A 24570-nucleotide genomic window follows, 5' to 3' on the forward strand; every position below is an offset into this window, starting at 1 on the left:
AACCTCCAGGTCAGGACACGAGTTGGGGAGCGTCCGCGCACGGGACGCACATGCCGAGCGAGGCAGGGATGCGATACCCGGCATCCCGCCCGCACTCGGGGCAGATCTGCCGGGCCGCGTTCGCCTTGGCCAGCGCGGCGCGCTTCGCCGGGGTCATCGGACGGACCGGCCGGGCGAGGTCGATGCGATAGAGGAAGGCGATCAGCGGTCCGCGACGCCGGCGGGGGCGTTCGAGCTGGGCGACGACCGGCTGACCGGCCGGCCGCAAACCGAGAGCCCTCAGCTGCCGGAACGTCGCCAGACCCTCCGGCGCCAGACGCCACCGGTAGACGGGGATCGTGGCCATCAGCCGAGCCGGTGGTAGGAGGCCCGGCAGGCCGCGGCGTGGGCGTTCGCCTCGTCACGGGCGAACGCCAAGCCGTGCTCGCCCGAGAGGTCGCCGCAGCCGTGGCACTGCCAGCGCGAGGAGTGCCCGCGCTCGTTTCCGGTGACGTCGACGGCCGCCCCGGTCTGGTTGTGCAGCCGGATCAGCAGGTTGGTGGGCTCGGGCGGATTGGAGTTCGGGGAGAGCTTCACTGCGACGCTCCTTCCAGAGCCGGGACGTTGTCGCGGAGTTCCTGGTAGCGGGCGGAGACCCAGCCGATCGACCAGCCACACAGCTCCACGGCCTGCCTCACCGACACCCCCGCGTGGAACGCGGCGGCCACGGTTCGACGGGCCAGCTCCTCCCCCTGCTTCTCCTCGGCCGGCCCGGCGGCCAGGAGCTCGGCGCGTTCACGCTCGGCGCGTTCGGCCTGCTCGCGCTGTTCACGCTCGGCCCGCTCCTGGCGGTCACGGCGCTGCCGTTCGGCACGTGCGGCGGCCTCGCGTTCAAGGCGTTCACGCTCGGCCTGCTGCTGTTCACGCTCGCGTTCATGGCGTTCACGGGCCGCCCGCTCCGCCTCCTCGACGGCCGCAACGCGGTCGCGTTCCTCACGCTGTGCGCGCTCTTCCCGGTCGGCCTGTTCACGGGCCAGCTCGGCTTCGTGGTCACGCTGTTCACGCGCCAACCAGGCATCGAACTCCCGTGCCTCCCGCTCCCTCAGTTCGGCCGCCTGGACGCGCTCGGCGGCCGCCTTCTCCCGCTCCGTACGCTCGGCCTGTTCACGGGCCTGCATGGCGGTGAGGGCGGTGGTGATGGCGCGGCGGTAGGCGAGGCCGGTCTCGGCGGTGACGATCAGCAGCAACGGGGCCACGGCGTGAACGGCGACTCCGACCAGGTCTTTCCTCAGGGCGGAGTCCGCGACGTTGAGGGCCAGGGTCATGCAGCCGGTCATCCATCGCAGCACGATCGGCCACCGCCCACCGTGCCCGCCGAGGCGGGCCAGGACCGAGTCCAGGCGGACGACGATGACGACCGCGGCGTCCACCACGAGCGGCAGAATCGGGGCCGTCCATCGCCAGGCTTCCGGGGTGTGGGCGGCCATGAGCGGGGTGACGGTGAGGATCGAGTAGAGCATCGCCCCGGCCACGATCAGCCAGGTACCGACCGACAACGCGCGCTCCGCTGAACGGATCTGAACACCGTTCACGACACCGCCCCCGCCCCCGCCAGCACCGGCACCGCGGCCGGAACCTTCGCGTAGCCAGTCAGCATCACCTCGGCCCCGGCGAACGTCGCGTGAACACGCAGGACGCCGGTCTGACCGCCGACCTGAACGCGGTGAACAACGCTCTCGGGGGCGATGCTCAGGGCCTCACGCCACGCCTCGAAAGCGGCGAAGTCGTCGTGGAACGTCAGCTCCAACCGCTCCGGGTAGATCGTCGAGACCTCCACGGTCGGCGCCGGCATGTGCCCGAACTCCGCGGCGAGCAGCCGCAGCGCGAGCAGCGGGGCGGACAAGTCCGCCAGGGTTCGGGCCCTCACGCCGCACCGCCCGACTGCACCACGGCGACGCGGTTGGTCAGGTCCCGGCGGGCCGCGGCGACCCGGCGGCGGGCCCGGCGGATGCGCCGCTCGTCCAGCTTCGCCGCCGGCCGGTCGAGCATCTTGATCTGCGCGTCCAGGAGATCGACCTCCGCCAGGATCAGCGGCATCTCGCTCTCGATCGCGTCCAGCTCCGCGTCCGACGGCTCACCGTCAAACGCCAGACCCGCACTCGTGGCGGGCAGTGTGATGATGGACCTCATGGGTCGTGCTCCCTTCGACAAGGAACGGCCCTGACCGACCCCCCGGTGTTCCCGCACTGGGGGGTCTCGCCGTTGAAACCGGGAAATCCGGCTCCCCTCGACCCCGCCCGTACGGCACCCCGCGAGGGGCCCAGACGGGCGGAGGAGGCAACCGGCCGCAGCCAATGGCTGCGGAGGTGAAGGTGCAAGGTGGCCCTGGCGGGCCCCGCGATCTTTGCCCCTGTCTCACCGCACGTGGACGACTCCTTGGTCGGCCCGAAGGCTGACCCGAAGCAAGGTGCTTGCTGCTCGTGCGGCAGGGCCTGCGGCTTATCGCAGATGCCTGTCGTTCTGTATGTCCCCTATTGAGTTCTCAAGCCAGCCATCGCTTCCTTCGAGCCGTTTCACGAGCTCTCCGGGCGTCGGGAGCAGCCCAAAGAAAGCCCTCCCTGCCTGCTGGTCAGTGGAACCGTCCGGCTGGCACGTCCCTAAGGTTCCCTAGGGTTCCCTATAGTGTCAAGCAGTAAGCTAGGGAACCTCAGGGATGTCACGACGAGGAGCGATCGACATGGCAGGTCAGGCCGACAATCGGGCGCCCTACGCAAGGATCGCTGGCCACTACGCGGAGCTGATCGCAACTGGACAGCTTCAGCCGGGGACCCTCATGCCGAGCATCAAGAACCTCTCGGAAGAGTGGAAGGTAAGCACGGCCACAGTTGAAAAGGCCCTGCGGAAGCTACGCAACGACGGACTCATCCGCGGTATCCACGGCATCGGCACCGAAGTCCTGGACCAGCCGTCTCCCATGTCTTCCGGGTCCCAGCGACAGGACCGGGGGCGCCGCACAGGGTCCAGCTGGGGAGACGGAGAGCGGTCCGACTCGCATCAGGCCACCGTGGTGCCGGCGCCCGCCGACGTGGCGCAGGCGCTGGATATTCAGCCCGGCTCTGAAGTAGTTCGCCGCAGCCGCGTCTACCGGGACCGACACGGCATCGTCGCGCACAGCACGTCGTGGATTCCCGCTCGCTACGCTCGCCTGATCCCGCAGCTGGCAACGAGCGAGCGACTGACGGGCGGGACCTCGCTCCAGCTCATCGCGGAGGCGACCGGACATCCAATCAGCCACCGCATCGACACGGCTTCCGCTTCCGTACTCACCCCGGAGTACGCACGTCTCTTGGAACTGGACCCCGACAACGCATCTGCGGGTCCGGTGGTGGTCATGACCGCGAAGTTCGTCGACAGCGAGGGCAGCATCGTGGAGTACGGCGTGGACCTTGGTGGGCCCGGGCGGACATGGCGGACGGAATCGGAGGTCGTTGCGTGAGCGACACGGACGACACAGAGGCCGTCGTGCCATCGCGCACACCGTTCTGCGTCTTCATGGTCGGTCTTCCCGGCTCCGGAAAGACCACCCTGTCCCGCGCCCTCACGGATCGTGGGTTCGTACGGCTGTGTCCAGACGAGGAGATGTTCCGCCGGCACGGCGTCTACGGGGTGGATTTCCCGCGAGGTATCTTCCCAATCCTGGAGCGCCCCGTCCTCGAAGACGTGGCAGTCGAGCTCGGGGAACATCTGAAGGCCGGACGTGACGTCGTGGTCGATCATGGCTTCTGGACATCAGAGGAGAGGGCCCGGTGGCGGTCGATCGCCAACGACGCAGGCGCAACCCCTGTCCTTGTCTACCTCGCGGTAAGTCACGAAGAGCTGTGGGACCGTGTCAACAGGCGCAACAAGTTCCACGCAAACGATCCGAACGCAATCTACTTCTCAGAGAGCGACCTCCATCGGTATCGCACCCGGTTCTTCCCTCCCGAGGCTGACGAACCCCACGTGCTGTATGACGGCGATCCCGTGACGGTGATCAGTGCCCTGAAGAAGTTGCGCTGAGGTTGTCGACGATGCCTGGATGCACCGACCGGCCTTCCAGAGGCGGGGCGGCGCGTCGAGGGGTCAGCGACATGAGCTCTCAGGGGCAGCAATCAGCCGTTGGCCGCCGGTCACAGCCTTCGTGCGCCCCAGCGCCCCCACAGGCAGGAGGCATGCGCCCGCATACGCCTTCCGGAAGGCGACGGGTGCTCGACACACTCACCTGGTCTGTCCGTCTGATGACACCAGGGGGAGCAGTGGCTCGAACGCAGTCCAAGTGTGGAGCACTCACGCAAAAGGGGACTCGATGTCAGCGCCTGGCCATGATCGGAGCATCCAGGTGTGACCGTCACCGGGGCGAGTGGTCCTCCTACAAGACTGAGAAGCGGAAGGCAAAGAAAAGGCAGAAGTAGCTTGCCACTGAGCGTGCCTGACGGCTGAATCGCAGGACACAAGCCATCAGCCAGATGGCGATCCAGGCCGGATCAAGCACCGTGGCGTCCCCCGCGCACGGGGGACGCCCGCCTGGCGGCTCGGACCGAGAGGCGGAGGGTCGGACCGAGCGCGAGGTGCTGGCTGGAACGGGGCTGATCAGATTCAACATCACTCACGGGTTTCCGCAGACATGCTGGGAACCCGTGAGCTGTCACTGCAGGAACTGCGGTCGTGAGCCTTGATGAAGTGATCGTTGGGGAGTTGTCGCAAGGCCCACCGGCGGAGGTGAAACCAATCTCCAACTCTGCACTGGATGCGCATTCTGAGGGCAAATTATCACCGGAACCGAACTGTCCGGCTCCACGATCGGATTTCCCGATAGCCCCCTCCGCATCCTAAGTCATGCTATCTGCGCGCTCCTGAATCTTGATTCTCAGTGAAGCCCTATCCCCCAATGAGAAGAAGATTGCCTCGATCTGTGGACTTCAAGGCGAGCAGGTCCGCCCTATCACATAGAGCCTTGAATGCAGAGGCAGCAATCTCGATCGACCTATCCTTGTACTTTGAAGACTCCAGGAAGCCTGGCTCCTTGGTCCCGTGGACTAGGTTACTACGGACGGAGTACATCTTCTTCACTTCGTCAAATAGCTTCTTTCGCGTGGACGAATCATGCGGCTCCAGAACATGGGAAATAGATCCCGCGATCCGGAAGCCCACCTCGCCTTGATTGGTGCCGAACAGATTCTCCCAGCAGATTACCGCATCCACAAAAGAGTCCATCGGATCAAATCTCTCCGATGCGGCAGAGAGGATTCGCCTCATCCCCATATCCAAGTTCTCAGGGATCTCGCTGACCTTTGCGGACCATTCTGCAGCTTTTGCTGAAGTTTCTGCATCAATTTCGATTAGCGGGTGCTGGTTTGAGATCGAGTGATGAATGGAGAAATTTACTGCATTACCTGACTGGATTGGATTCAGGACAGTTGTTGCCACCCCGATGGGCGCTTGGGGTGGTCCATCGCAAGCGAACAGAATAGCAAGTCGCTCAAGGTCGATTAGGCGGCGTAGCACCGTGTTAGCCAAAGCTAGCTTGCCTTGAAGTTGCCCCCAGTGGGAGTCGGAATCCGTGGCGGGAAAAATCCCTAGGATCTCGATCTGGCAAGGCACTTCCAGGACTGACTTGATGCCGGCGGGGTCGATGAAGGATTGACTATCACCGGGAGCGAACGGACGGATTATTCCGCCATGAAGGCCGACTTCGGAGCCCTCCGGGACAACGACATTACTCAGCCCGACCAAGGCTTTGGTGTTTGCCTTACCCGTCTTAGCTAGCTTGCGGGCGTCTCGAAGCGACTGCCGAATCAGGTCATAGAATTTTACAGGCGTACAGTTGGCTGGCGCTTTCTGGAGCGCCGCACGCACGAGCGACCCGGCCAGATTCGCCACTTGAATGGTCGAGCCAGATCCAGTTGACCAATAGATCATTGAAGAGATATCAATTCCAATTCCGTCGTAGCCCTCCATTGCGGGCGCGTCCGGAAAAAGCCGCTTCAGGTCAGGATCCTCAAGGATCAGCCGAGTCAGGGCCTTCGCGAATTGACTACCACGAAATGCAAGACTCCCAGTGATTGACGCCGACATTCCCCCAGGATCCCCCAACGGGTGGGCCGTGAAAAGGGTGGCAGGGTACGCGTCACTGGCGATTTTGAACAAAGTCGCTTCGATAGGGTCAGAACTTTCCTTTACGTCGATTCCTCCTCCGCAAAACTTGCGAAACGTGTTGGCGATAGACGACTGCGAAGCCTCGTCGTACTGCATCACGCGCATCCGGGCCACAAACGCCTGATATTCGTCGCTAGCGGACTGGGAAACCTGACAGATGTTCTCCAGGGCCTCGATGGCTTCTCGCTGACTCACTGACAGATTTAGCGGCGGTACTTCTCCAGAGGGCGCATTAATGCAGTAGCTGATGAACTGGTCTCCGAAGAATTCCCGTGCAGTCTCCATGATGCGAGCATAGTGGCGGATGCCCTCAGTAGGGCCTGAACAGTCATAACCAATCCAGCCTCGGCTTCAGCGTTCGCCAGCGAGCGGGACGGTCCCTGGCAGCCCGAAAGTGACCCAGAGGTACCGCTGGCACCACATGGGAGGCTCTCGCGACTGTCGCGTCTGCGATCGAGGAGGGCTAAGGAGATGGTTCGCCACTTCCCCCATTGCGAGGAGCTGTCGGCGTACCGGCGATGGCCTCAGTACTTGGCATGTTCGGTCCGGCTCCCTGGGTGGCTCCCCCGGAGAGCCACCCAGGGAGCCACCGCACGCGACATCCAACGGACCCAGACGAACGCCCACGGACCAACAGAGCGTGTCCGCCTAGGGCTTCGGAGCCTGGAGGCAGGGCGTTCCTGAGGTCGCTCTTACCTGTGCCTTAACGCGGTCCTAAAGATCGTCGTCCGGGCCTCCACAGGGGGTTTTTCGGGGTGGTGGGCGGCTAGTTTGCCGGGCATCCCCCACACACCCTCGTGAAGGAGTTGTCCCCCTATGGGTTCTCGTCGTGCTGCTGTCGCCGTCACCGCTGTCGCGGTGGTGGGTTTTTCCGGGCTGGGGTCCGGGGTCGGGTTCGCGCACGGGTCGATGACGGATCCGGTGAGCCGGGTGTCGGCCTGTTACGCGGAGGGGCCGGAGGCGCCGAGGTCGGCGGCGTGCAAGGCGGCGGTGGCGGCGAGTGGGACGCAGGCGTTCTACGACTGGAACGCGGTGAACATCGCGAACGCCGCCGGGAAGCACCGTGAGCTGATCCCGGACGGGAAGCTGTGCAGCGCCGGCAACGACAAGTACCGGGGGCTCGACCTGGCACGGGCGGACTGGCCGGCGAGCCGGCTGGCCTCGGGGGCGCACACGTTCCGGTACAAGGGGACCGCGCCACACAAGGGATCGTTCGCGCTGTACGTGACGAAGGACGGGTACGACCCGTCGAAGCCGCTGAAGTGGTCGGACCTGGAGGCCCGGCCGTTCGCGACGGTGACCGACCCGCGGATGGAGGGCGGCGACTACGTCTTCCAGGGGACGGTGCCGAAGAAGTCCGGACGGCACCTGATCTACTCGATCTGGCAGCGGTCGGACTCCCCCGAGGCGTTCTACACCTGCTCGGACGTGGTGTTCGGGAAGGACAGCGGCGGCACCGCCCCGGCGCCGACCGCGTCCGCGCCGAGCGAGAAGCAGATCGAGGACGGCAAGGACGAGTCCTCGGTCGAGCACGGCGGGCACGGGGACGGCCACGCGGCCACGGGGGCCGGGAAGACCGGCGCCGCGCCGGCGCCGTCGGGCAGGCCGACCGCCGATGCCACCGCCACCGCCGCGCCCAACGCGCCCGCGCCCGCCGCCGGTTCGGACTCCGGTGTGGTGCTCGCGGAGACCGGGGGCGACGCCACCACGCCGTACCTCGCGATGGGTGGCGCCGCCGTGCTGGCGCTGGGTGCGGTGGTGCTCTTCGGAACGGCGCGGCGGCGCCGGGCGGAGCGGTAGGGGCTAGCCGACGACCGAGAGGCAGGTCGTCGGGGTGGCGTGGGCCGGGTCGAGGGCGTTGGCCACCTCGTGGAAGGTGACCCGGTCCACCGTGCCGATGGCCACGTGCTCGGACAGGTCGAGCGCGCACTTGTCCTGGATGAGGACGTTGGTGACGTTCGGGCCGGTCAGGAACTGCGAGCGGTACGGCGTGACGACCTCGTCGTACTGGGACGCGATGACGTGGTACCGGACACCCGGCACCGTGTCGCCGCCCTCGTTGAGCCGGGTGATGAAGGCCGAGCCGGCGATCTGGTCGGCGAGGCCCGGGGTCGTGGAGCTGATCAGGTCCTCGGCGCCGGGGAAGTAGGGCAGGAGCTTGGTGAGGCCGAGGAGGGTGGTGCCGTGGTTGTCGGGGGCGATCCCGACGAGCGCGTTCACCTTCTCGGCCCCGCCGAGGAACTTGAGGTACCAGCGCGGCATCATGCCGCCCTGCGAGTGTCCGACGAGGTCGGCCTTCGGGGCGCCGGTGGCGGCGAGGACCCGGTCGACATAGGCGTCGAGCTGGCCGGCGGACGCCGCGATGGGGCCGAGCCCGTTGAAGAACGGCACGCCCGGCAGCTGGCCGTAGTCGAGCGAGAAGACGCAGTAGCCGCGGTTCACGAGGTAGGGCGCGAGGCCGAGCCAGTTGTCGACGGAGTTGCCGAAGGTCCCGTGGACGAGGACGACCGGACGCGGGTGGGCGGCGGAGGGCTTGCAGGAGAAGTCGTTCCAGCCACGGCTGGACTCGGCGGCCTCCGTCTGGGCGGAGGCGGCGGCGGTGGGGGCGAGGGTGGCGGCGGCGGTCAGCAGCACGACGGACAGCGCTCTGACGGCGCGCTTCCAGGACTTCGGGGGCAGCATCGGGCGATCTCCTTGCGGCTCAAGGGGAAGGTGAGGGTGCTGTGCCCTGCGGTCCGGACCACAAGTGGGGGTGCGCGTTGGGATGCGCTTCAGCCAAGCTACGCACCGGTAGCCTCGACTGGGAAGTTACGCGTCGGTAAAAAGTGAGGTGTCGTCAGAGAGCCCGCGCGGGCCGGTGGTCGAGGCGTAGCGGAGCGCGTACGGACGGGTGATCAGGGCGTCGGGACGAGCGTGCGGACGGGTGATCGGGGCGTGCGTGCGGACGGACGATCAGGACGTCGGGACGCGCGTGTACGGGCGGATCGTCAGGGCGTCGAGGAGCGCGTGCGGGCGGATCGTCAGGCCGCGAGTGAGCCCGGGAGGATCGCTCGTGGGCCGAACCTGGCCCGGGCGCGGTCCGCCACCGTCTCGATCCGCCGGGCCTTCTCGTCCGTCGGGTCGAAGGACAGCTGATGGGCGGCGCCCTCGGCGTCCGTGAGTCCCTCGGCGCGCAGCGCGATCCCGCGGACCCGGGCCCGCTGGAGGCCGAGGGAGTCGTGGACGGCGTACGCGAGGGTGGTGAGCGCGGCCGAGTGGGCGGTCGGTTCGGGCAGGGCGCGGCTCCGGGTCGTCGTGGTGCGGTCGGCGTACCGCACGGTGACCGCGAGCGAGCGGCACGCCTGTCCTTCCGTCCGCAGCCGGGCGCCGAGCTCGGTGGCGAGCGAGAGGAGCGCCCTGCGGTGCTCGGCCCGGTCGGTCTCGTCGTGCGGGAAGGCGCGCTCGGCCGCGGCCGAGCGCGCGGCGGCGTTCGGGACGACGGGGGTGCGGTCGATGCCCCGGGCCCGTTCCCACAGTTCGCGGCCGGTCTTCGCGCCGACGAGCCGCTGGAGTACGGCGAGCGGCGCGTCCGCGACGCGGCCGACGGAGTCGAGTCCGTAGCCGCAGAGGGTACGGGCGGTGGCGCGGCCGACGCCGTCGAGCAGGACGACCGGCCGGGCCCGCAGGAAGGCCGCCGGGTCGTCGACGACCAGGGTGATGCCGGGCCGGGCGTCGCGGGCCGCCATCCGGGCCAGCATCGGGTTGGGTCCGGCGCCGATGACGCAGTCGACTCCGTGGAGGGCGAGCGCCCTGACCCGGATGCCCGCGGCGAGTTCGGCCGGGCCGCGGCCGAAGTAGCGCAGCGCGCCGCCGACGTCGGCGAGCAGGGCGCCGGGCGGGGCCGCTTCGACGACGGGGGTGAACTCGCCGAGCAGGTCGACCAGTCGGGGCAGCATCGCCTCGTGCATCGGTTCGAGGCGGAATCGTACGCAGAGGATCATCCCGCGCTCCCGGGGCTGCTGTGCCAGAGCTTCCGCGCCGGTGTGGCGGAGCCTTCCCCGGCCGGCCGGAGGTCGGCCCAGGGGTTCATCTCGTAGCCGGTGGGCATCGTGATGCGTCGGCCGTTGTCGGCGCTCTCCCCGGCGGGCGCCGTCTGGGCGAGCCGCTCCCCCACCGCGTCCAGGCCGCCGGTGGAGCGGAGTTCGGCCAGTTCGGCGAGGTTCCAGGCGGCGGAGCCGACGACGCTGAGGCTGCGCGGGCCGCGCCGCTGCACCACACCCCGGACCAGGAGCAGCCAGGAGTGGAAGACGGTGTGGGCGCAGCGTTCGTGGGCGTCGTCGAAGAAGGCGAGGTCGACCAGGCCGGTGCCGTCGTCGAGGGTGCTGAAGATGACCCGTTTGCCGGAGCGGATGGGCGGGGTCTGGGTGGCGGCCTTGGCGCCGGCGACCAGGACGGTCCGGCCGTGGGGGGTGTCGCGCAGCCGCTGGGCGGTGACGACGCCGAGTTCGCGGAGGAAGGCGTGGTGGTCGTCCATGAGGTGGCGGGAGGCGTCCATGCCGAGGATGCCGAGTTCGGCGCTGAGGCGTTCGGTGTCGTCGAGGTCGGGCAGGCCGACGGGGGCGGTCCTGCCGCCCTGGGCGAAGGGCAGTTGGCCGCCGTGGGAGGCGGCTCCGCGCTGGATGCGCCGGAGTTCGGTGAGGTGGAGCAGCAGGTCGCGGCGGTTGGCGCCGAAGGCGTCCAGCGCGCCGACCTGGGCGAGGCGTTCGGCGACGGGGGTGCGCGGGCGGGCTCGTTCCCAGAAGTCGAGCAGGGAGGCGTAGGGCTGTCCGGTCTCGATCCGGCCGCTCTCGGCCTCGCTGATGCCGTGGACGTCGGTCAGGCCGAGCCGGAGTCCCCACACCGGAGGATTGTCGAACACCAGTTCGATACGGTGGGCGACCGCCGACCGGTTCACGTCGAGCGGCAGCACCGGCACCCCGCGCCGCCGCGCGTCCGCGAGCAGCAGCCGCTTGGGGTACATGCCGGGGTCGTGGGTGAGCAGTCCGGCGTAGAAGGCGGCCGGGTGGTGGGCCTTGAGCCAGGCGGACTGGTACGTCGGCACGGCGAAGGCCACCGCGTGCGCCTTGCAGAAGCCGTACGAGCCGAAGGCCGCGACGATCTCCCAGGTACGGGCGACGGTCTCGGCGTCGTATCCGCGCAGCGCGGCCCGCCGGCCGAACCAGAGCTCGATCCGGCCCTGCGACTCGGGGTCCGAGAGCCCGCGCCGCACCTGGTCGGCCTCGTCGCGGCCGCAGCCGGTCATGATCCGGACGATCTCGATGATCTGCTCGTGGAAGACGACCACGCCGTACGTCTCCTTCAGCGCCTCCTCCAGGTCGGGGTGCGGGTAGCGGACGGGGGCGCGGCCGTGCCGGGCCTCGATGAAGGGGCGGACCATGTCGGCGGCGACCGGGCCGGGCCGGAAGAGCGAGATGTCGACGACGAGGTCGTGGAAGGTCGCGGGCTGGAGCCGGCCGACCAGGTCGCGCTGGCCCGGGGACTCGATCTGGAAGCAGCCGAGGGTCTCCGTGGAGCGGATGAGCCGGTACGTCTCGGGGTCGCCGTCCGGGATCGCGTCGATGTCCGTCCGCCCGCCCGTGGCCCGTTCGACCTCGGCGACGGCGTGGGCCATCGCGGACTGCATCCGCACCCCGAGGACGTCGAGTTTGAGCAGTCCGAGGTCCTCCACGTCCTCCTTGTCGAACTGGGACATGGGGAATCCCTCGCCGCTGGTGGGCACGACGGGGGTACGGGTGAGCAGCGAGCCGTCCGAGAGCAGCACCCCGCAGGGGTGCATGGCGGTGCCGCGGGGCAGCGCGTCGAGCGCCTCGACCAGGTCCCAGAGCCGGCCGTACCTCTCCCCTTCCCGTCGCGACTCCCCCGCGAGCTCGCGCAGCTCGGGCAGTTCGTCGAGGGCGGCGAGCGCGTCCCGGGCGCGGATGTGCGGGAACGCCTTGGCGATCCGGTCGATCTCGGCCGGGTCCATGGAGAGGGCGGCGCCCACGTCCCGTACGGCGTGGCGGACCCGGTAGGTCTCGGGCATGGCGACGGTGGCGACCCGTGCGGTGCCGAAACGGTCGATGATCGCCCGGTAGACCTCCAGGCGGCGGGCGGACTCCACGTCGACGTCGATGTCGGGGAGGGCGGTGCGGCGTTTGGAGAGGAACCGTTCCATCAGCAGGCCGTGCTCCACCGGGTCGGCGTGGGCGATGCCGAGGAGGTGGTTGACGAGGGAGCCCGCGCCGGAGCCGCGGGCGGCGACCCGGATGCCCATGGACCGGACGTCGTCGACGACCTGGGCGACCGTCAGGAAGTAGGTGGCGAAGCCGTGGTGGGCGATGACGTCCAGCTCGCGGTGCATCCGGTCCCAGTAGGCGCCCCGCTTCTCGTACCCCTTCAGGACCATGCCGGCGGCGGCCCGGGAGGCGAGGACGCGCTGGGCGGTGCGGTGTTCCGCGCCGACGAGGTGCGGCTCCGGGAAGTGCGCGGAGCCGATGCCGAGGTCGTCCTCGGGGTCGACCAGGCAGGCGGCGGCGACGGCCGCGGTCTGTTCGAGCAGCCGGTGGGCGGTGTCCCGGCGGAAGCCCGCGGCCTCGACGATCCGCTCGGCGGCGGCCAGCATGCCGTCGGCGCCCGCGGCCCCCCGGGCGTCCCGGGACCCTTCGAGGCCCTTGAGCCATGCCTCGCCGCTGTCGAGTTCCTTGCGGGGGTCGACGGGGACGAGTCGGCGGGCGGAGTCGAGGACGTCGGCGACCGGTCCCTGGCCGGGGTCGGCGTAGCGGACGGCGTTGGTGAGGACGGGCCGGACGCCCTGCTCGGCGGCGAAGCCGACGGTACGGGCGGCGAGCCGCAGGGAGCCGGGCCCGGTGCCGGAGCGCCCGTGGTGGACGGCCGCCAGGCGCAGCGCGTCGCCGTACCGCTCGCGCCAGGGGGCGAGCAGCCGGGCGGCCCGGTCGGGGCGGCCGGCGGCGAGGGCGCGGCCGACGTCGGAGTCGGGGCCGAGCAGGACGGACACGTCGTCGTCGCGCAGGGCCGGCCAGGGCAGCAGGGGGCGCTCCCCTTCTCCGGCGTGGGCGGCGGTGATCATCGCGCAGAGCGAGGCCCAGCCCGCGCGGGAGCGGGCGAGGAAGAGGGCGCGGGGTGCGGACTCGTCGACGAAGGCACCGCCGCGGACGGGCACCCGCCGGGCGGAGCCCCGGTCGTGTTCGGGTCCGGGGGCGGTGTGGGCCTCGTAGCCGAGGTCCACGCCGAACAGGGGGCGGATGCCCTCCTTCGCGCACGCCTTCGCGAAGCGGATCGTGCCGGCGAGGGTGTCGCGGTCGGTCAGGGCGAGCGCGTCCATGCCCCGCTCGGCGGCGCGTGCGGCCAGCTGTTCGGGGTGGGAGGCGCCGTAGCGCAGGGAGAAGCCCGACGCGGTGTGCAGGTGCGTGAATCCCGGCATGGCTGGCGCACCTCCCGCACTCCGCATCGAATTCGTACGTACGTTCCCACCCCCCAGGGGTCAGCGTAGCTCATTCTCGAACACCAGTACGATAACTCGTTCGGGTCTGCCCCACCTGCGGAAATACCGCCCTCCCCGGAGCCTGGGGGGCATGAGTCTCGTCGACGAACTGAAAAGCGCCGTCACCCCCCGAGCAGCCCTGCTGGTCGTCGGCGTCTTCGCCCTCCAGCTCCTGTTCATCACCTCGTACGTCGGGGCCCTGCACGACCCGAAACCCACGGACGTCCCCTTCGGCGTCGCCGCCCCGGGGCAGGCCGCCACCGTCCTGACGGAACGGCTGGAGAAGCTGCCGGGCGACCCCCTCGACCCGCGCACGGTCGCGGACGAGGCCGAGGCCCGGAAGCAGATCCTGAACCGGGACATCGACGGAGCCCTGATCGTCGACGTCCGGGGCCGCACCGACACCCTGCTCGTCGCCTCGGGCGGCGGCACCGTGCTCTCCTCCGCCCTGGAGTCGATGTTCACGAAGCTCGAAGCGACCCAGGGACGCACGGTGAAGACCGTCGACGTGGCCCCGGCCTCCCCGAAGGACTTCGACGGGCTCTCGGCCTTCTACCTGGTCGTCGGCTGGTGTGTCGGCGGCTACATCTGCGCCGCGATCCTGGCGATCAGCGCGGGCTCCCGGCCGGCGAACCGGGAACGCGCGATCATCCGCCTCGGGGTGCTGGCGCTCTACTCGGTCCTCGGCGGTCTCGGCGGCGCGATCATCGTCGGCCCGATCCTCGGCGCCCTGCCCGGCAGCGTCGCGGCCCTGTGGGGTCTGGGCACCCTGGTGGTCTTCGCCGTCGGCGCCGCCACCCTCGCCCTCCAGTCCGTCTTCGGGATCGTCGGCATCGGCCTCGCGATCCTGCTGATCGTCGTCGCGGGCAACCCCAGCGCGGGCGGCGCCTTCCCGCTGCCGATGCTGCCGCCGTTCTGGAAGGCGATCGGCCCGTACCTGCCGCCGGGCGCGGGCACCTGGGCGGCGCGCTCGATCGCGTACTTCAAGGGCAACGACATGACCGCCTCGATGGTGATCCTGTCGGTCTGGGCGATCGTCGGCACCGCGGTCACCCTGGTGATGTCCTCGCTGAAGCGGAAGCCGGAGGCGGAGCCGATCGCCTCGGAGCTGGGCGAGGCGCGCCCGTAGTCCGCACGCCCGCTCCTGGTCGAAGGTCACTAAGCTCCGCCCATGGGAAGACCAGTGCGCACCGACGACGGCCGCCTCCTGGTGGCCGAGGAATGGGGCAACCCCTCCGGGACCCCCGTCCTGCTGCTTCACGGAACGCCGGGCACCCGCCTCGGCACGGCGCTGCCCGGGATCGCCGACCGCCACCCCGGCGTCCGCTTCCTCTCCTACGACCGCCCGGGGTACGGGGACTCCGACCGCACCCCCGGCCGCCTGGTCGCCGACGCCGCGCGGGACGCGGCCGCCGTCGCCGACGCCTTCGGCGTGGACCGCTTCGCCGTCGCCGGCCGCTCCGGCGGGGGCCCGCACGCGCTCGCCTGCGCCGCCCTGCTGCCCGGCCGGGTCCGGGCGGCGGCCGTCCTGGTGGGGCTCGCGCCCCCGGACGCGGCCGGCCTCGACTGGCAGGCCGGCATGACCCCGTTCAACGTCCGGGAGTACGACCTCGCCCGCGCCCACCTGGACGGCCGGGACACCGGCGGCCTCGACCGGGACCTCGCGGCCCGCGCCGCCGGGATCCGGGAGGACCCGGGCCGGCTGATCGAGGACCTGCGCGCGGAGCTCTCCCCGTACGACCGGCCGGTCGTCGAGGACCCGCGGGTGCGCGCGGTGCTGCTGCGCACGTACCGGGAGGCGCTGCGCGTCTCCCACCACGGCTGGCTGGACGACTGCCTGGCCTTCGTCCGCCCGTGGGGCTTCGACGTCGCCGCCGTCACCGTCCCGGTGCTGCTGTGGCACGGCCTCGACGACGCCTTCTCCCCCGTCGGGCACACCCGCTGGCTGGCCGGGCGGATCCCGGGGGCCGAGCTCCTCCTCGTACCGGACGCCGGTCACTTCGCCGCCCAGTACGCGCTGCCCGACGTCCTCGCGTGGTTCGCGCGGGCGGACGGTCAGGCCGCCGGGCGCTGATACACGCTCGACCGGGCGCCCTTGAGCGCGTCCAGGATCCGCTCGTGGCTGTCGCCCACCGTGTCGACCACCCGGACCCTGAGGTACAGGGCCTCGACCCGGTCGACGAAGTGCCGGGAGAACGCCCCCAGCATCGTCGTCTCGTAGCTGCCGGTGCCCACGAGCGGGAAGTTGCCGATCATGACGAGCTGGAAGTCCTCACCGGCGGTGAGCCCGGCCTCGGTCAGCGTCGTCGCGACGCCCCGGACGTCCGTCCACGGCGTGGCGGCGGACTCCGGCTCGCCCCGCAGGACGACCCGGCACGCGTACTCCTCCACCACGGCCGTGTGCGACCCGCCGTTGAGCAGGCCGACCTGCCACTCGGGCACGTCGCCCCGCAGGTGCCCGGCGGACCAGTCCGAGCGCCAGCCGAGGAGCGGGCGTACGGTACGGGCGTACTGGGCGCGGGCGAGGACCGCGCCGGCCGCCACCGCGAGGAGACTGCTCAGCGGCTCCATGTCGAGCAGCTGGAGCCGCCAGGGCCACTGGGCCCGCGCCGCCTCCGTCATATTGGCCCGGACGACCTCCCAGCCCAGCACCGCCGTCAGCAGCACGAGCAGCACGATCGGCGCGGTGAAGAGCAACGGGCTGCGGCGCACCCGCCGTTGGGCATCGGAGACGGGTACCGTCCCCCTGTTCCTTGCGACGCTCATGTACGGCTCCCCCCGTGGTCGCGGAAGGCCCCCGGCCGGAGTACGGCCGGGGGCCTCGACTGTGCACATGGTGCTCCGCGCGGGCCCGCGGTGGCCAGGGGGCGTCTAGTAGACGCTGACCCCGTAGGCGCTCAGCGCCTCCGTCACGGGCTGGAAGAACGTCGTGCCGCCCGAGGAGCAGTTGCCGCTGCCGCCCGAGGTGAGGCCGATCGCCCGGCTGCCCGAGTAGAGCGGGCCGCCGGAGTCGCCGGGTTCGGCGCAGACATTGGTCTGGATCATGCCGTAGACGATGTCGCCGCCGCCGTAGTTGACGGTGGCGTTGAGGCCGGTCACGGTGCCGCTGTGGATGCCGGTCGTCGAGCCGCGCCGGGTGACGGACATGCCGACGGTGGCGTTGGCGGCGCTGGTGATGTCGACGCTGCCGACCGCGCCGGACTTGGTCACCGAGGTGTTGGTGTAGCGCACGATGCCGTAGTCGTTGGTCGGGAAGCTCGATCCGGCCGTGGAGCCGAGCACGGTGGTGCGGCCCGAGTTGGAGTACCAGGTGCCCGCGCCGTCGGTGCAGTGGCCCGCGGTGAGGAAGTAGTAGTTCCCCGCACTGTCCTTGACGTTGAAGCCGAGCGAGCAGCGCCAGCTGCTCGCGTAGACGGCGTCGCCGCCGGAGATCAGCTTGTTGAACGTGCCGGGGGTGCGCTCGATGCGCAGCGCTCCCGCGTGGGCTCCGGCCTTGTGCCTGATCGCGGCTATCTCGGCCGGGGAGACGGTGGAGTCGGCGGTGACGACCACCGTGCCGGTCGCCGGGTCGACCCGCCAGGCGGTGCCCGCCACGTCGGCGGCGAGGACGGCGTCGCCCGCGGCGGCGAGCTCGGAGGCGCCGTAGGTGCCGGCGGAGTCGGCGTTCGCGGTGGGGACGGCCAGCGCCGCGGCGGCGGCGAGCCCGGTCGCGACGGCGAGCATCCGGATGTTTCTCGTGGGGGTGGTGCGCATGATCCTCACTTCTCGTTCCTCCAGAGGGGAATCGGGGGCCCGCAGTGGGGTGCCGGACCCGTGAGGCGCGGCCAGGGGCCGGCGCTGTGGGGGAGTCTCGGGCCGCACGACTTCACGCCGCAAGGGCGCGTTTCGGCCGTTCGGTCTTCAACTCTCTTACGAATCAAGGGAGTTGATCAGTACAGACTCACCTTGTACTTGGCGAGCGCCTCGGGCACCGGCTGGTAGAACGTGGTGCCGCCGGTCGAGCAGTTGCCGCTGCCGCCGGAGGTGATGCCGAGCGCCTTGGTGCCGTCGTAGAGCGCGCCGCCGGAGTCGCCGGGCTCGGCGCAGACGTTGGTCTGGATCATGCCGCGTACGGTGCCGCCGCCGGAGTAGCGGACGGTGGCGTCGAGTCCGGTGACGGTGCCGCCGCGGGTGCCGGTGGTGGAGCCGGAGCGCTTGACGGACTCGCCGACGTAGGCGTCGGCCGCGGTGAAGCCGCCGGTGTGGGCGAGCGCGGTGTTGTCGTAGCGGACCAGGGCGTAGTCGTTGCCGGGGAAGCTCGATCCGACGGTGGCGCCGATCGGCGTGGACTGCGCCGAGTTGGTGTACCAGGTGCTCGCCACGTTGCCGCAGTGCCCGGCGGTGAGGAGGTAGTACGTGCTGCCGCTGCGCACGTTGAAGCCGAGCGAGCAGCGGTAGCCGCTGCCGTAGATGGCGTCCCCGGCCGCGAGCAGGGGCTTGAAGACGCCGGGGGCGCGCTGGACGCGGAGCGCCGCGGCGTCGGCGCCGGCCGCGCCGCGGATCCTGGCGAGGTCCCCGTCGGTGACGGTGGAGTCGGCGGTGACGACGACGCGGCCGGCGACTCTGTCCACGTACCAGGCGAGGCCGCCGACTCCGGTGGCCTCGACGGCGGCGTCGGCACGGGCGAGCCGGGCGGCTCCGGCGGGGCCGGGGGCGGGGGCGGCCTGGGCGCCGGGGAGTCCGAGGGCCGTGGCGGCGGCGAGGCCGACGGCGACGGCGAGCAGGCGGGTGCGGGTGTTCCTCACTGTGCTCCTCACTGTTCTCCTTCTGGAAGAAAGCGGAGGGGTCCGTGGGTGGCGGGCCCGTGAGGCGCCATCAGGTGACGTGTCCCTGACATGCACCGTCAGCGATAGTGGCCCTCCCCACCCGGGCGCACAAGACCGCCGCGCGCACGGGCGCCCCCGGCCGTCGGGGCCGGGGGCGCTCGTCATGCCCGCATCCGCGGGGAAGGACCCGGTCAGGCCGGGTGCGGCAGTCGCTCGCCCGCCGGTACGGCGGTGTCGAGCGTGTTCCCCGGCGGCGGGAAGGGGCAGAGGAAGTGGTCCGCGAAGGCGCACGGCGGCAGGAGCGCACGGTTGAAGTCCACCGTCACCGACCCGTCCGCCGCCGGGGCGTCCGGCCGGAGGAAACGGAAGCGGTAGCTGTCCCGGCCGCTGGTGGCGTCCGCGAAGACCGCCCACAGCGAGCCGTCCTCCTCGACGGCCACCTGGAGGGTGTGCTCCCCGCCGTGCAGCTCGAAGGAGAGCTCCCCGGTCAGCCCCAGACCGCGCTCCCGGCCGTCGGCGTTCTCCACCCGCACGCTGCGCTTCGCCTCGTACGGGCGGTAGACGCCGGGCACCACCCAGCGCTCGTCGTACGGAGTGGCCTCGATGCCCCGGAAGGCGCGGCGCGCCTCCGAGCCGGGGTCGAAGTCCCGTACCGCCCAGAGCCCTTCGCGCCGCAGCACCACGAGCCGGCGGCCCGCCGCCTCGACCCGGGACTCGTGGATCGGAGCGTGGTCGGCGCCGAGGCGGACCGCGCCGGAGAAGGGCTTGCCGTCGACGGTCAGCCCGTCCTCGGCGACCGCCGTCAGGAGCACCTCGTCGCCGTCCTCCCGCCACACGCCGGGAACGGCCGGAATTCGCCCCTCCGGGTGGTCCGAGAGCCAGTGGGTGCCCGTGAGGGAGAGCGGGCCGTACGAGGAGGAGACCGCGGCGTCCCGCTGCTCGTGCCAGTGCTGCCAGTCCTGCTGTGGATCCGTGCTCATGGTGTTCCACCCTTCCACACGGGCTCGGGAAGCCCGAGGTGCGAGCGCAGCGTCGTGCCGGAGTACTCCGTACGGAAGACGCCGCGCTCCTGGAGCAGCGGGACGACCCGGTCGACGAAGTCGTCGAGGCCGCCCGGGGTGAGATGCGGGACGAGGATGAAGCCGTCGGCGGCGTCCGTGGCGACGAACTCCTCCAGGGCCGCGGCCACCGTCGCCGGGGAGCCGACGAAGGACTGCCGGCCGGAGGACTCGATGACCGTCTGCCGGATCGACAGGCCCTTGGCCTCGGAGAGCGCCCGCCACTTCGCGGCCACCGCCACGGGGTCGGCGACCCGCACCCGGCCCTGGACGAGTGTCGATTCGGGGTCGGGGTCGATGTCCGGGAGCGGTCCGTCGGGGTCGTAGCCGGACAGGTCCCGGCCCCAGATCTGCTCCAGGGCGAGGATCGCGTTCTGCGGGGAGACCTGCTGCCGGCGGATCTCGGCGGCCCGCTCCTGCGCGTCGGCGTCGGTGTCGCCGAGCACATAGGTGACCCCCGGCATGATCTTCAGATCGCCGGGTGCCCGTCCGTGCCGGGCGAGCCGCTCCTTGACGTCGGCGTAGAACTCCCGGCCCGCCTCCAGGGTGGAGTGCCGGGTGAAGATCACGTCGGCGGCCGAGGCGGCGAACTCCCGCCCCTCGGCGGAGTCCCCCGCCTGGATGACGACCGGATGCCCCTGCGGGGAGCGCGGGACGGTGAACCCGCCGCCGATCCGGAACTGCGGCCCGCTGTGGGCGAAGGGCCGCTGGGTGCCGTCCGGGGTCCAGGAGTCCCACAGCTCCCGGGCGGTCGTGAGGAACTCGGCGGCCCGGGTGTACCGGTCGGCCCGGTCCAGGTAGCCGCCGCGCCGGAAGTTCTCGCCGGTGAAGGCGTCCGAGGAGGTGACGACGTTCCAGGCGGCCCGGCCCGCGCTGAGGTGGTCGAGCGAGGCGAGCCGCCGGGCCAGTTCGTACGGTTCGTTGAAGGTGGCGTTGACCGTGGCGGCCAGCCCGAGCCGGTCGGTGACCGCGGCCAGCGCGTTCAGGACGGTGATCGACTCCGGCCGGCCGACGACGTCGAGGTCGTGGACGCGTCCCGCGTGTTCGCGCAGTCGCAGCCCCTCGGCGAGGAAGAAGAAGTCGAAGAGGCCGCGCTCCGCCGTTCTGGCGAGGTGTTCGAAGGAGGAGAAGTCGATCTGCGAGCCGGACCGCGGATCGGCCCAGACGGTGGTGGAGTTGACGCCGGGGAAGTGCGCGGCGAGATGGATCTGCTTCCTGCCGGGGGCCTTGGCCGTACCCGTGCTCATGCGCCCGCTCCCGTCGTCGCGTACTGGCTGACGGGCCGGACGAGTCCCAGGTGGTCGCGGAGGGTCGCGCCCTCGTAGGCCGTACGGAAGAGCCCGCGCTCCGCGAGCCGGGCCACCGTCACCGCGGCGAACCGCTCCAGGTCCCGTTCGGGTACGGCCGGCACGAGGTGGAAGCCGTCGACCGCCCCGCCGCCGTGCCAGCCGGCGATCAGCTCGGCGAGCGCCTCCGGCCCGCCCTCGTACGCGTCGAGGTCGACGGTCAGCGAGAGCAGCACCCGCAGTTGTCCGGGGTCGCGGCCGTGGGCGCGGGCGGACCGGTGCAGTTCGGCGCGGAGCGCCGCGGCCTCCTCGGCGGAGGACGCGCGGACCAGTGCCACGTCGGCGTGGTGGGCGGCGGTGTCGCGGGCGGCCGGGCGGGTGGCGTCGACGACGGTCACCGGGTTGCCCTGCGGGGGCCGGGGGACGATCGAGGGGCCCTTGACCGAGAAGGTCGCCCCCTGGAAGTTCACGTGGTGCAGCTTGCGGCGGTCGACGAACCGGCCGGTCGCCACGTCCCGTATCTCCGCGTCGTCCTCCCAGCTGTCCCACAGCTTGCGGGAGACCTCGGCGACCTCCCCGGCCTCCTGCCAGAGCTCGGTGGTGGGCGGCGCCGGACGCCGGCCGAAGAGCCGGGCCTCCGCGCCGGTCGGGGAGACCTCGATCCGCCAGCCGGCCCGGCCCCGGCTGACCCAGTCGAGGGTGGCGACGGCGGCCTGGACGTGGAAGGGCTCGGTGTGGGTGGTGGTCACGGACGGCACGAGGCCGACGGAGCGGGTTTCGGGCGCGACCCGGGCGAGGACGGCGAGCGCGTCCAGGCCGGGCCGGGCGAAGGAGTCGTCGTGGGTGACGAAGTCGAGCGCGGCGGCATCGGCGAGCCGGGCGAGCGCGACCGTGCGGGCGGCGGTGGCCGGGCCGGGCTCGGCCCGGCCGGAGCCCGGGGCGAGCTCGGCGGCGAGGTGAAGCGGTCGGGTGCTGGTCATGCGGTCTCTCTCGGGGCAGGTGGGGAACGGTCAGTTCTTGGTGCGGGGCAGGCCGGGCGGGTTGATCTCCGACTTCGGCACGGCCTCGCCGGTCAGGCCCCACCGCTTGAGGACCTGGGCGTAGGTGCCGTTCTCGACGATGTGGTCGATCGCGGCGGCGTAGGCGGCGACGAGACCGCTGTCCTTCTTCGTGGTGGCCGCGATCTTGCCCTGGAGTCCGGCGCCCGCACCGGAGAACTTGCCGACGGCCTCGGTCTGTCCGGCGGAGGCCACGTGGTACGCGACGGTGGGGTTGGGGCCGAGGTAGCCGTCGATGCGGCCGGACTGGAGGGCGAGGTAGTAGTCGGTGGTGTTGTCGTAGTACTTGATGTCGACGCCCTTGCGGCCGGCCTTCTCGTTCTGCCGGGACCAGTCGACGAGGATCTTCTCCTGGTTGGTGCCGGTACCGACCGCGATCCGCTTGCCCGACACGTCCTCGGGGCCCTTCACCGTCCAGCCGGAGCCCTTCTTCGCCTCGAAGGCGAGGTCGTCGAGCCGGTAGGTGGCGAAGTCGTACTTGTCCTTGCGCTCCTCGGTGACGGTGACGTTGGAGAAGACGCCGTCGTACTTGCCGCTGTCCAGGCCGACGAAGAGGTTCTCCCAGGAGACCGGGTTGAACTCGGGCTTCAGGCCGAGGGTGTCGGCGACCAGGGTGGCCAGGTCGAGCTCGACGCCGATCAGCGTCTTGTCGTCGGTGGCGCGGAAGGCGAGCGGCGGGTTGCTCTTGGCGGAGACGCCGAGGATCAGGGTGCCTCTCTTGCGGACGGCCTCGGGAAGCTTCCCGGCGATGGCGTCGACCTTGGCGGTGTGGACGCGGTTCTGGTTCGGGCCCACGTTGATGCCGGTGTCCTTCTGCCCTTCCGGCTTGATCTCGTTGACGGCGGCGTCGCCCGAGCCGCAGGCCGTGAGGAGCCCGAGGGCGGTGAGCGAGGCGAGGGCGGCGAGGAGGGTGCGGCGGGACGTCATGGCGGTGCTCCTTCGGTGAGGGGGGAAGAGAGGGAGGGGGTGGTCAGAGGACCTTGGAGAGGAAGGCGCGGGTGCGCTCGTGGCTCGGGCTGTCGAGCACCTCGGCCGGCGGCCCCTGTTCGACGATCCGGCCCTCGTCCATGAAGACCACGGTGTCGGCGACCTCGCGGGCGAAGCCGATCTCGTGGGTGACGACGATCATGGTGGTGCCGGAGGCGGCCAGGTCCTTGATGACGTCGAGGACCTCGCCGACCAGTTCGGGGTCGAGCGCGGAGGTCGGCTCGTCGAAGAGCAGCAGGCCGGGTTCGAGGGCGAGCGCGCGGGCGATGGCGACACGCTGCTGCTGTCCGCCGGAGAGCTGCTTGGGGTACGCCTCCGCCTTGTCGGCGAGTCCGACGCGTTCGAGCAGGCCGCGGGCCGACGCCTCGGCTTCCTTGCGGGGGCGCTTGAGGGCCGAGACGGGCGCCTCGACGATGTTCTCCAGGACGGTGAGGTGCGGGAAGAGATGGAAGTTCTGGAAGACGAAGCCGATCCGGGTGCGCTGCCTGAGGATCTCGCGTTCGCGCAGCTCGTACAGCTTGTTCCCGGAGCGGCGGTAGCCGACGAGGACGCCGTCGACGCTGACCGTGCCGCCGTCGACCTTCTCCAGGTGGTTGATGGTCCGCAGCAGGGTCGACTTGCCCGAGCCCGAGGGGCCGAGGACGACGGTGACCTCGCCGGCCCGCACGTCGAGGTCGATGCCGCGCAGGACGTGGAGGGGACCGAAGTTCTTGTGGACGGACCGGATCTCGACCTTCGCGGTGGCGGGTCCGGTGGTGGTGACGGAGCTCATCGGACGCTCCCCTTCGCGTAGTGGCGTTCGACGTAGTGCTGGACGACGGAGAGCGCGGTGGTGAGCAGGACGTACCAGGCGGTGGCGACCATCAGGAGGGGGACGACCCGGCCGTTGCGGCCGTAGACGACCTGCACCTGGTAGAAGAGTTCGCCGATCGCCATCACGGAGACGATCGAGGTGCCCTTGAAGAGCGAGATGATCTCGTTGGCGGCGTTGGGCAGGATCGAGCGCATCGCCTGCGGCAGGACGATCCGCCGGACCTGGCGGAGCCTCGGGATGCCGAGGGAGGCCGCCGCCTCCGACTGGCCCTCGTCGACGGCGAGTACACCGCCCCGGACGATCTCCGCCGCGTAGGCCGCCTGGTGCAGGGCGAGCCCGAGGACGGCGGCGCCCATCTCGCCGACCAGCCCCATCGTGTCGAAGGAGAGGAAGCTCGGCCCGAAGGGGATGCCGATGCTCAGTTCCTTGTAGAGGTAGGCGAGGTTGAACCAGAAGAGCAGCTGGACGATGAGCGGGATGGAGCGGAACGCCCAGATGTACCCGAAGGCGACCGACCGCAGGAACGGGCTGGCCGACAGGCGCATGAAGGCGAGCACGATGCCGATCGCGAAGCCGAGCGCGGTGCCGTAGAAGGTGAGCTGGAGGGTGACCCAGACGGCCTGGAGGATCGTCTCCGTGGTGAAGAAGGCGGCGAAGACGTCCCGCTCCCAGCCGGGGTTGGTGACCAGCCCGTGGCCGAACTGCACGAGCAGGACGGCGGTGGCGGCGACCGCGGCCCAGCGCCAGGGGTGGCGTACGGGGACGATCACGAGTCGATCGGGTGCTGACGGGGTGGGGGTGGGGGCCGGTTTCTGCACGTCGGCGTCGGTGCTGGTGAGAGCCATGGCGGTTCCTCGGAAGGGGCGGGG

Annotated in this window: 23 protein-coding genes; 5 read left to right on the plus strand and 18 right to left on the minus strand. The window is 70.7% G+C overall.

The window, feature by feature from the left end; all coding sequences use genetic code 11:
• Positions 1 to 10 precede the first annotated feature (10 nt).
• The 5 genes from ACFVZH_RS24515 to ACFVZH_RS24535 are packed head-to-tail and all read right to left on the minus strand — an operon-like array spanning position 11 to position 2169.
• Entirely contained in the window at positions 11 to 346 is a 336-nt protein-coding gene (locus ACFVZH_RS24515; protein ID WP_384900276.1) for an RRQRL motif-containing zinc-binding protein, read from the minus strand.
• Entirely contained in the window at positions 346 to 576 is a 231-nt protein-coding gene (locus ACFVZH_RS24520; protein ID WP_384900277.1) for a hypothetical protein, read from the minus strand. Before ACFVZH_RS24520 ends, ACFVZH_RS24515 begins: the two co-directional genes overlap by 1 nt.
• On the minus strand, positions 573 to 1571 hold the full coding sequence (locus tag ACFVZH_RS24525; protein WP_384900279.1) for a DUF2637 domain-containing protein: 999 nt from the start codon (positions 1569 to 1571) through the stop codon (positions 573 to 575). The genes ACFVZH_RS24520 and ACFVZH_RS24525 overlap by 4 nt, the downstream gene beginning before the upstream one ends.
• Positions 1568 to 1906, minus strand: coding sequence for a hypothetical protein (locus ACFVZH_RS24530; RefSeq protein WP_384900281.1), 339 nt, complete (start codon positions 1904 to 1906; stop codon positions 1568 to 1570). Before ACFVZH_RS24530 ends, ACFVZH_RS24525 begins: the two co-directional genes overlap by 4 nt.
• A complete protein-coding gene (locus tag ACFVZH_RS24535; protein WP_384900283.1) occupies positions 1903 to 2169 on the minus strand; it encodes a DUF6284 family protein in 267 nt (88 codons plus the stop codon). The genes ACFVZH_RS24530 and ACFVZH_RS24535 overlap by 4 nt, the downstream gene beginning before the upstream one ends.
• A gap of 547 nt (positions 2170 to 2716) precedes the next feature.
• On the opposite strand from ACFVZH_RS24535, the gene ACFVZH_RS24540 reads away from it, so the two are divergent.
• Together ACFVZH_RS24540 and ACFVZH_RS24545 are read left to right on the plus strand one after the other, a co-directional pair.
• Positions 2717 to 3475 (plus strand): GntR family transcriptional regulator, encoded by a 759-nt coding sequence (locus tag ACFVZH_RS24540; RefSeq protein WP_384900285.1) that lies wholly within the window; start codon positions 2717 to 2719, stop codon positions 3473 to 3475.
• Positions 3472 to 4038, plus strand: a complete 567-nt coding sequence (locus tag ACFVZH_RS24545; protein ID WP_384900287.1) for an AAA family ATPase — start codon at positions 3472 to 3474, stop codon at positions 4036 to 4038. Before ACFVZH_RS24540 ends, ACFVZH_RS24545 begins: the two co-directional genes overlap by 4 nt.
• 858 nt (positions 4039 to 4896) lie before the next feature.
• On the opposite strand, the gene ACFVZH_RS24550 is transcribed toward ACFVZH_RS24545, so the two are convergent.
• Positions 4897 to 6459 carry a hypothetical protein gene (locus ACFVZH_RS24550; protein WP_384900288.1) on the minus strand — a complete coding sequence of 521 codons (1563 nt, stop codon included), beginning with the start codon at positions 6457 to 6459 and terminating at the stop codon, positions 4897 to 4899.
• Positions 6460 to 6990: 531 nt separating this feature from the next.
• On the opposite strand from ACFVZH_RS24550, the gene ACFVZH_RS24555 reads away from it, so the two are divergent.
• Positions 6991 to 7974 carry a lytic polysaccharide monooxygenase gene (locus ACFVZH_RS24555; protein WP_384900290.1) on the plus strand — a complete coding sequence of 328 codons (984 nt, stop codon included), beginning with the start codon at positions 6991 to 6993 and terminating at the stop codon, positions 7972 to 7974.
• Positions 7975 to 7977: 3 nt separating this feature from the next.
• Here ACFVZH_RS24555 and ACFVZH_RS24560 read toward each other — a convergent pair whose 3' ends face one another.
• The 3 genes from ACFVZH_RS24560 to ACFVZH_RS24570 all read right to left on the minus strand — a co-directional run bounded on the left by ACFVZH_RS24560 (position 7978) and on the right by ACFVZH_RS24570 (position 13633).
• Entirely contained in the window at positions 7978 to 8856 is an 879-nt protein-coding gene (locus ACFVZH_RS24560; protein ID WP_384900292.1) for an esterase/lipase family protein, read from the minus strand.
• Positions 8857 to 9194: 338 nt separating this feature from the next.
• Positions 9195 to 10154: a hypothetical protein gene (locus ACFVZH_RS24565; protein ID WP_384900293.1), complete on the minus strand. Its 960-nt coding sequence runs from the start codon at positions 10152 to 10154 to the stop codon at positions 9195 to 9197.
• Positions 10151 to 13633, minus strand: a complete 3483-nt coding sequence (locus ACFVZH_RS24570) for a DNA polymerase III subunit alpha (protein WP_384900295.1) — start codon at positions 13631 to 13633, stop codon at positions 10151 to 10153. Before ACFVZH_RS24570 ends, ACFVZH_RS24565 begins: the two co-directional genes overlap by 4 nt.
• Positions 13634 to 13784: 151 nt before the next feature.
• Here ACFVZH_RS24570 and ACFVZH_RS24575 point away from each other — a divergent pair, with 151 nt between their 5' ends.
• Together ACFVZH_RS24575 and ACFVZH_RS24580 are read left to right on the plus strand one after the other, a co-directional pair.
• The gene (locus ACFVZH_RS24575; RefSeq protein WP_384900297.1) at positions 13785 to 14822 is read left to right on the plus strand and encodes a DUF3533 domain-containing protein; all 1038 of its coding nucleotides are present in this window, start codon (positions 13785 to 13787) and stop codon (positions 14820 to 14822) included.
• A gap of 42 nt (positions 14823 to 14864) precedes the next feature.
• Positions 14865 to 15767: an alpha/beta fold hydrolase gene (locus ACFVZH_RS24580; RefSeq protein ID WP_384900298.1), complete on the plus strand. Its 903-nt coding sequence runs from the start codon at positions 14865 to 14867 to the stop codon at positions 15765 to 15767.
• Here ACFVZH_RS24580 and ACFVZH_RS24585 read toward each other — a convergent pair.
• The 9 genes from ACFVZH_RS24585 to ACFVZH_RS24625 form a co-directional block, all read right to left on the minus strand.
• Positions 15749 to 16459 carry a hypothetical protein gene (locus ACFVZH_RS24585; RefSeq protein ID WP_384900300.1) on the minus strand — a complete coding sequence of 237 codons (711 nt, stop codon included), beginning with the start codon at positions 16457 to 16459 and terminating at the stop codon, positions 15749 to 15751. The genes ACFVZH_RS24580 and ACFVZH_RS24585 overlap by 19 nt on opposite strands.
• Before the next feature lie 105 nt (positions 16460 to 16564).
• The gene (locus tag ACFVZH_RS24590) at positions 16565 to 17455 is read right to left on the minus strand and encodes a S1 family peptidase (RefSeq protein WP_384900302.1); all 891 of its coding nucleotides are present in this window, start codon (positions 17453 to 17455) and stop codon (positions 16565 to 16567) included.
• 167 nt (positions 17456 to 17622) lie between these two features.
• The gene (locus ACFVZH_RS24595) at positions 17623 to 18489 is read right to left on the minus strand and encodes a S1 family peptidase (RefSeq protein ID WP_384900304.1); all 867 of its coding nucleotides are present in this window, start codon (positions 18487 to 18489) and stop codon (positions 17623 to 17625) included.
• A gap of 200 nt (positions 18490 to 18689) precedes the next feature.
• On the minus strand, positions 18690 to 19478 hold the full coding sequence (locus ACFVZH_RS24600) for a DUF1684 domain-containing protein (RefSeq protein ID WP_384900306.1): 789 nt from the start codon (positions 19476 to 19478) through the stop codon (positions 18690 to 18692).
• Positions 19475 to 20803, minus strand: a complete 1329-nt coding sequence (locus ACFVZH_RS24605; protein WP_384900307.1) for an NtaA/DmoA family FMN-dependent monooxygenase — start codon at positions 20801 to 20803, stop codon at positions 19475 to 19477. Before ACFVZH_RS24605 ends, ACFVZH_RS24600 begins: the two co-directional genes overlap by 4 nt.
• Positions 20800 to 21822: an LLM class flavin-dependent oxidoreductase gene (locus tag ACFVZH_RS24610; protein ID WP_384900309.1), complete on the minus strand. Its 1023-nt coding sequence runs from the start codon at positions 21820 to 21822 to the stop codon at positions 20800 to 20802. The genes ACFVZH_RS24605 and ACFVZH_RS24610 overlap by 4 nt, the downstream gene beginning before the upstream one ends.
• A 30-nt stretch (positions 21823 to 21852) precedes the next feature.
• Positions 21853 to 22827 (minus strand): ABC transporter substrate-binding protein, encoded by a 975-nt coding sequence (locus ACFVZH_RS24615; protein WP_384900311.1) that lies wholly within the window; start codon positions 22825 to 22827, stop codon positions 21853 to 21855.
• A 43-nt stretch (positions 22828 to 22870) separates the two neighbouring features.
• Positions 22871 to 23659, minus strand: coding sequence for an amino acid ABC transporter ATP-binding protein (locus tag ACFVZH_RS24620; RefSeq protein ID WP_384900313.1), 789 nt, complete (start codon positions 23657 to 23659; stop codon positions 22871 to 22873).
• The gene (locus ACFVZH_RS24625; protein WP_384900315.1) at positions 23656 to 24546 is read right to left on the minus strand and encodes an amino acid ABC transporter permease; all 891 of its coding nucleotides are present in this window, start codon (positions 24544 to 24546) and stop codon (positions 23656 to 23658) included. Before ACFVZH_RS24625 ends, ACFVZH_RS24620 begins: the two co-directional genes overlap by 4 nt.
• Positions 24547 to 24570 lie beyond the last annotated feature (24 nt).

Source organism: Streptomyces sp. NPDC059534 (assembly GCF_042743475.1).
Classification (GTDB): Bacteria; Actinomycetota; Actinomycetes; order Streptomycetales; family Streptomycetaceae; genus Streptomyces.

What these genes read in the sequence shown, in the direction of transcription:
- ACFVZH_RS24560 (WP_384900292.1), bottom strand. Translation starts at nt 8,856, where the DNA reads ATGCTGCCCCCGAAGTCCTGGAAGCGCGCCGTCAGAGCGCTGTCCGTC.
- ACFVZH_RS24610 (WP_384900309.1), bottom strand. Translation starts at nt 21,822, where the DNA reads ATGACCAGCACCCGACCGCTTCACCTCGCCGCCGAGCTCGCCCCGGGC.
- ACFVZH_RS24565 (WP_384900293.1), bottom strand. Translation starts at nt 10,154, where the DNA reads ATGATCCTCTGCGTACGATTCCGCCTCGAACCGATGCACGAGGCGATG.
- ACFVZH_RS24575 (WP_384900297.1), top strand. Translation starts at nt 13,785, where the DNA reads ATGAGTCTCGTCGACGAACTGAAAAGCGCCGTCACCCCCCGAGCAGCC.
- ACFVZH_RS24555 (WP_384900290.1), top strand. Translation starts at nt 6,991, where the DNA reads ATGGGTTCTCGTCGTGCTGCTGTCGCCGTCACCGCTGTCGCGGTGGTG.
- ACFVZH_RS24570 (WP_384900295.1), bottom strand. Translation starts at nt 13,633, where the DNA reads ATGCCGGGATTCACGCACCTGCACACCGCGTCGGGCTTCTCCCTGCGC.
- ACFVZH_RS24550 (WP_384900288.1), bottom strand. Translation starts at nt 6,459, where the DNA reads ATGGAGACTGCACGGGAATTCTTCGGAGACCAGTTCATCAGCTACTGC.
- ACFVZH_RS24540 (WP_384900285.1), top strand. Translation starts at nt 2,717, where the DNA reads ATGGCAGGTCAGGCCGACAATCGGGCGCCCTACGCAAGGATCGCTGGC.
- ACFVZH_RS24625 (WP_384900315.1), bottom strand. Translation starts at nt 24,546, where the DNA reads ATGGCTCTCACCAGCACCGACGCCGACGTGCAGAAACCGGCCCCCACC.
- ACFVZH_RS24535 (WP_384900283.1), bottom strand. Translation starts at nt 2,169, where the DNA reads ATGAGGTCCATCATCACACTGCCCGCCACGAGTGCGGGTCTGGCGTTT.
- ACFVZH_RS24515 (WP_384900276.1), bottom strand. Translation starts at nt 346, where the DNA reads ATGGCCACGATCCCCGTCTACCGGTGGCGTCTGGCGCCGGAGGGTCTG.
- ACFVZH_RS24600 (WP_384900306.1), bottom strand. Translation starts at nt 19,478, where the DNA reads ATGAGCACGGATCCACAGCAGGACTGGCAGCACTGGCACGAGCAGCGG.
- ACFVZH_RS24620 (WP_384900313.1), bottom strand. Translation starts at nt 23,659, where the DNA reads ATGAGCTCCGTCACCACCACCGGACCCGCCACCGCGAAGGTCGAGATC.
- ACFVZH_RS24585 (WP_384900300.1), bottom strand. Translation starts at nt 16,459, where the DNA reads ATGAGCGTCGCAAGGAACAGGGGGACGGTACCCGTCTCCGATGCCCAA.
- ACFVZH_RS24615 (WP_384900311.1), bottom strand. Translation starts at nt 22,827, where the DNA reads ATGACGTCCCGCCGCACCCTCCTCGCCGCCCTCGCCTCGCTCACCGCC.
- ACFVZH_RS24580 (WP_384900298.1), top strand. Translation starts at nt 14,865, where the DNA reads ATGGGAAGACCAGTGCGCACCGACGACGGCCGCCTCCTGGTGGCCGAG.
- ACFVZH_RS24605 (WP_384900307.1), bottom strand. Translation starts at nt 20,803, where the DNA reads ATGAGCACGGGTACGGCCAAGGCCCCCGGCAGGAAGCAGATCCATCTC.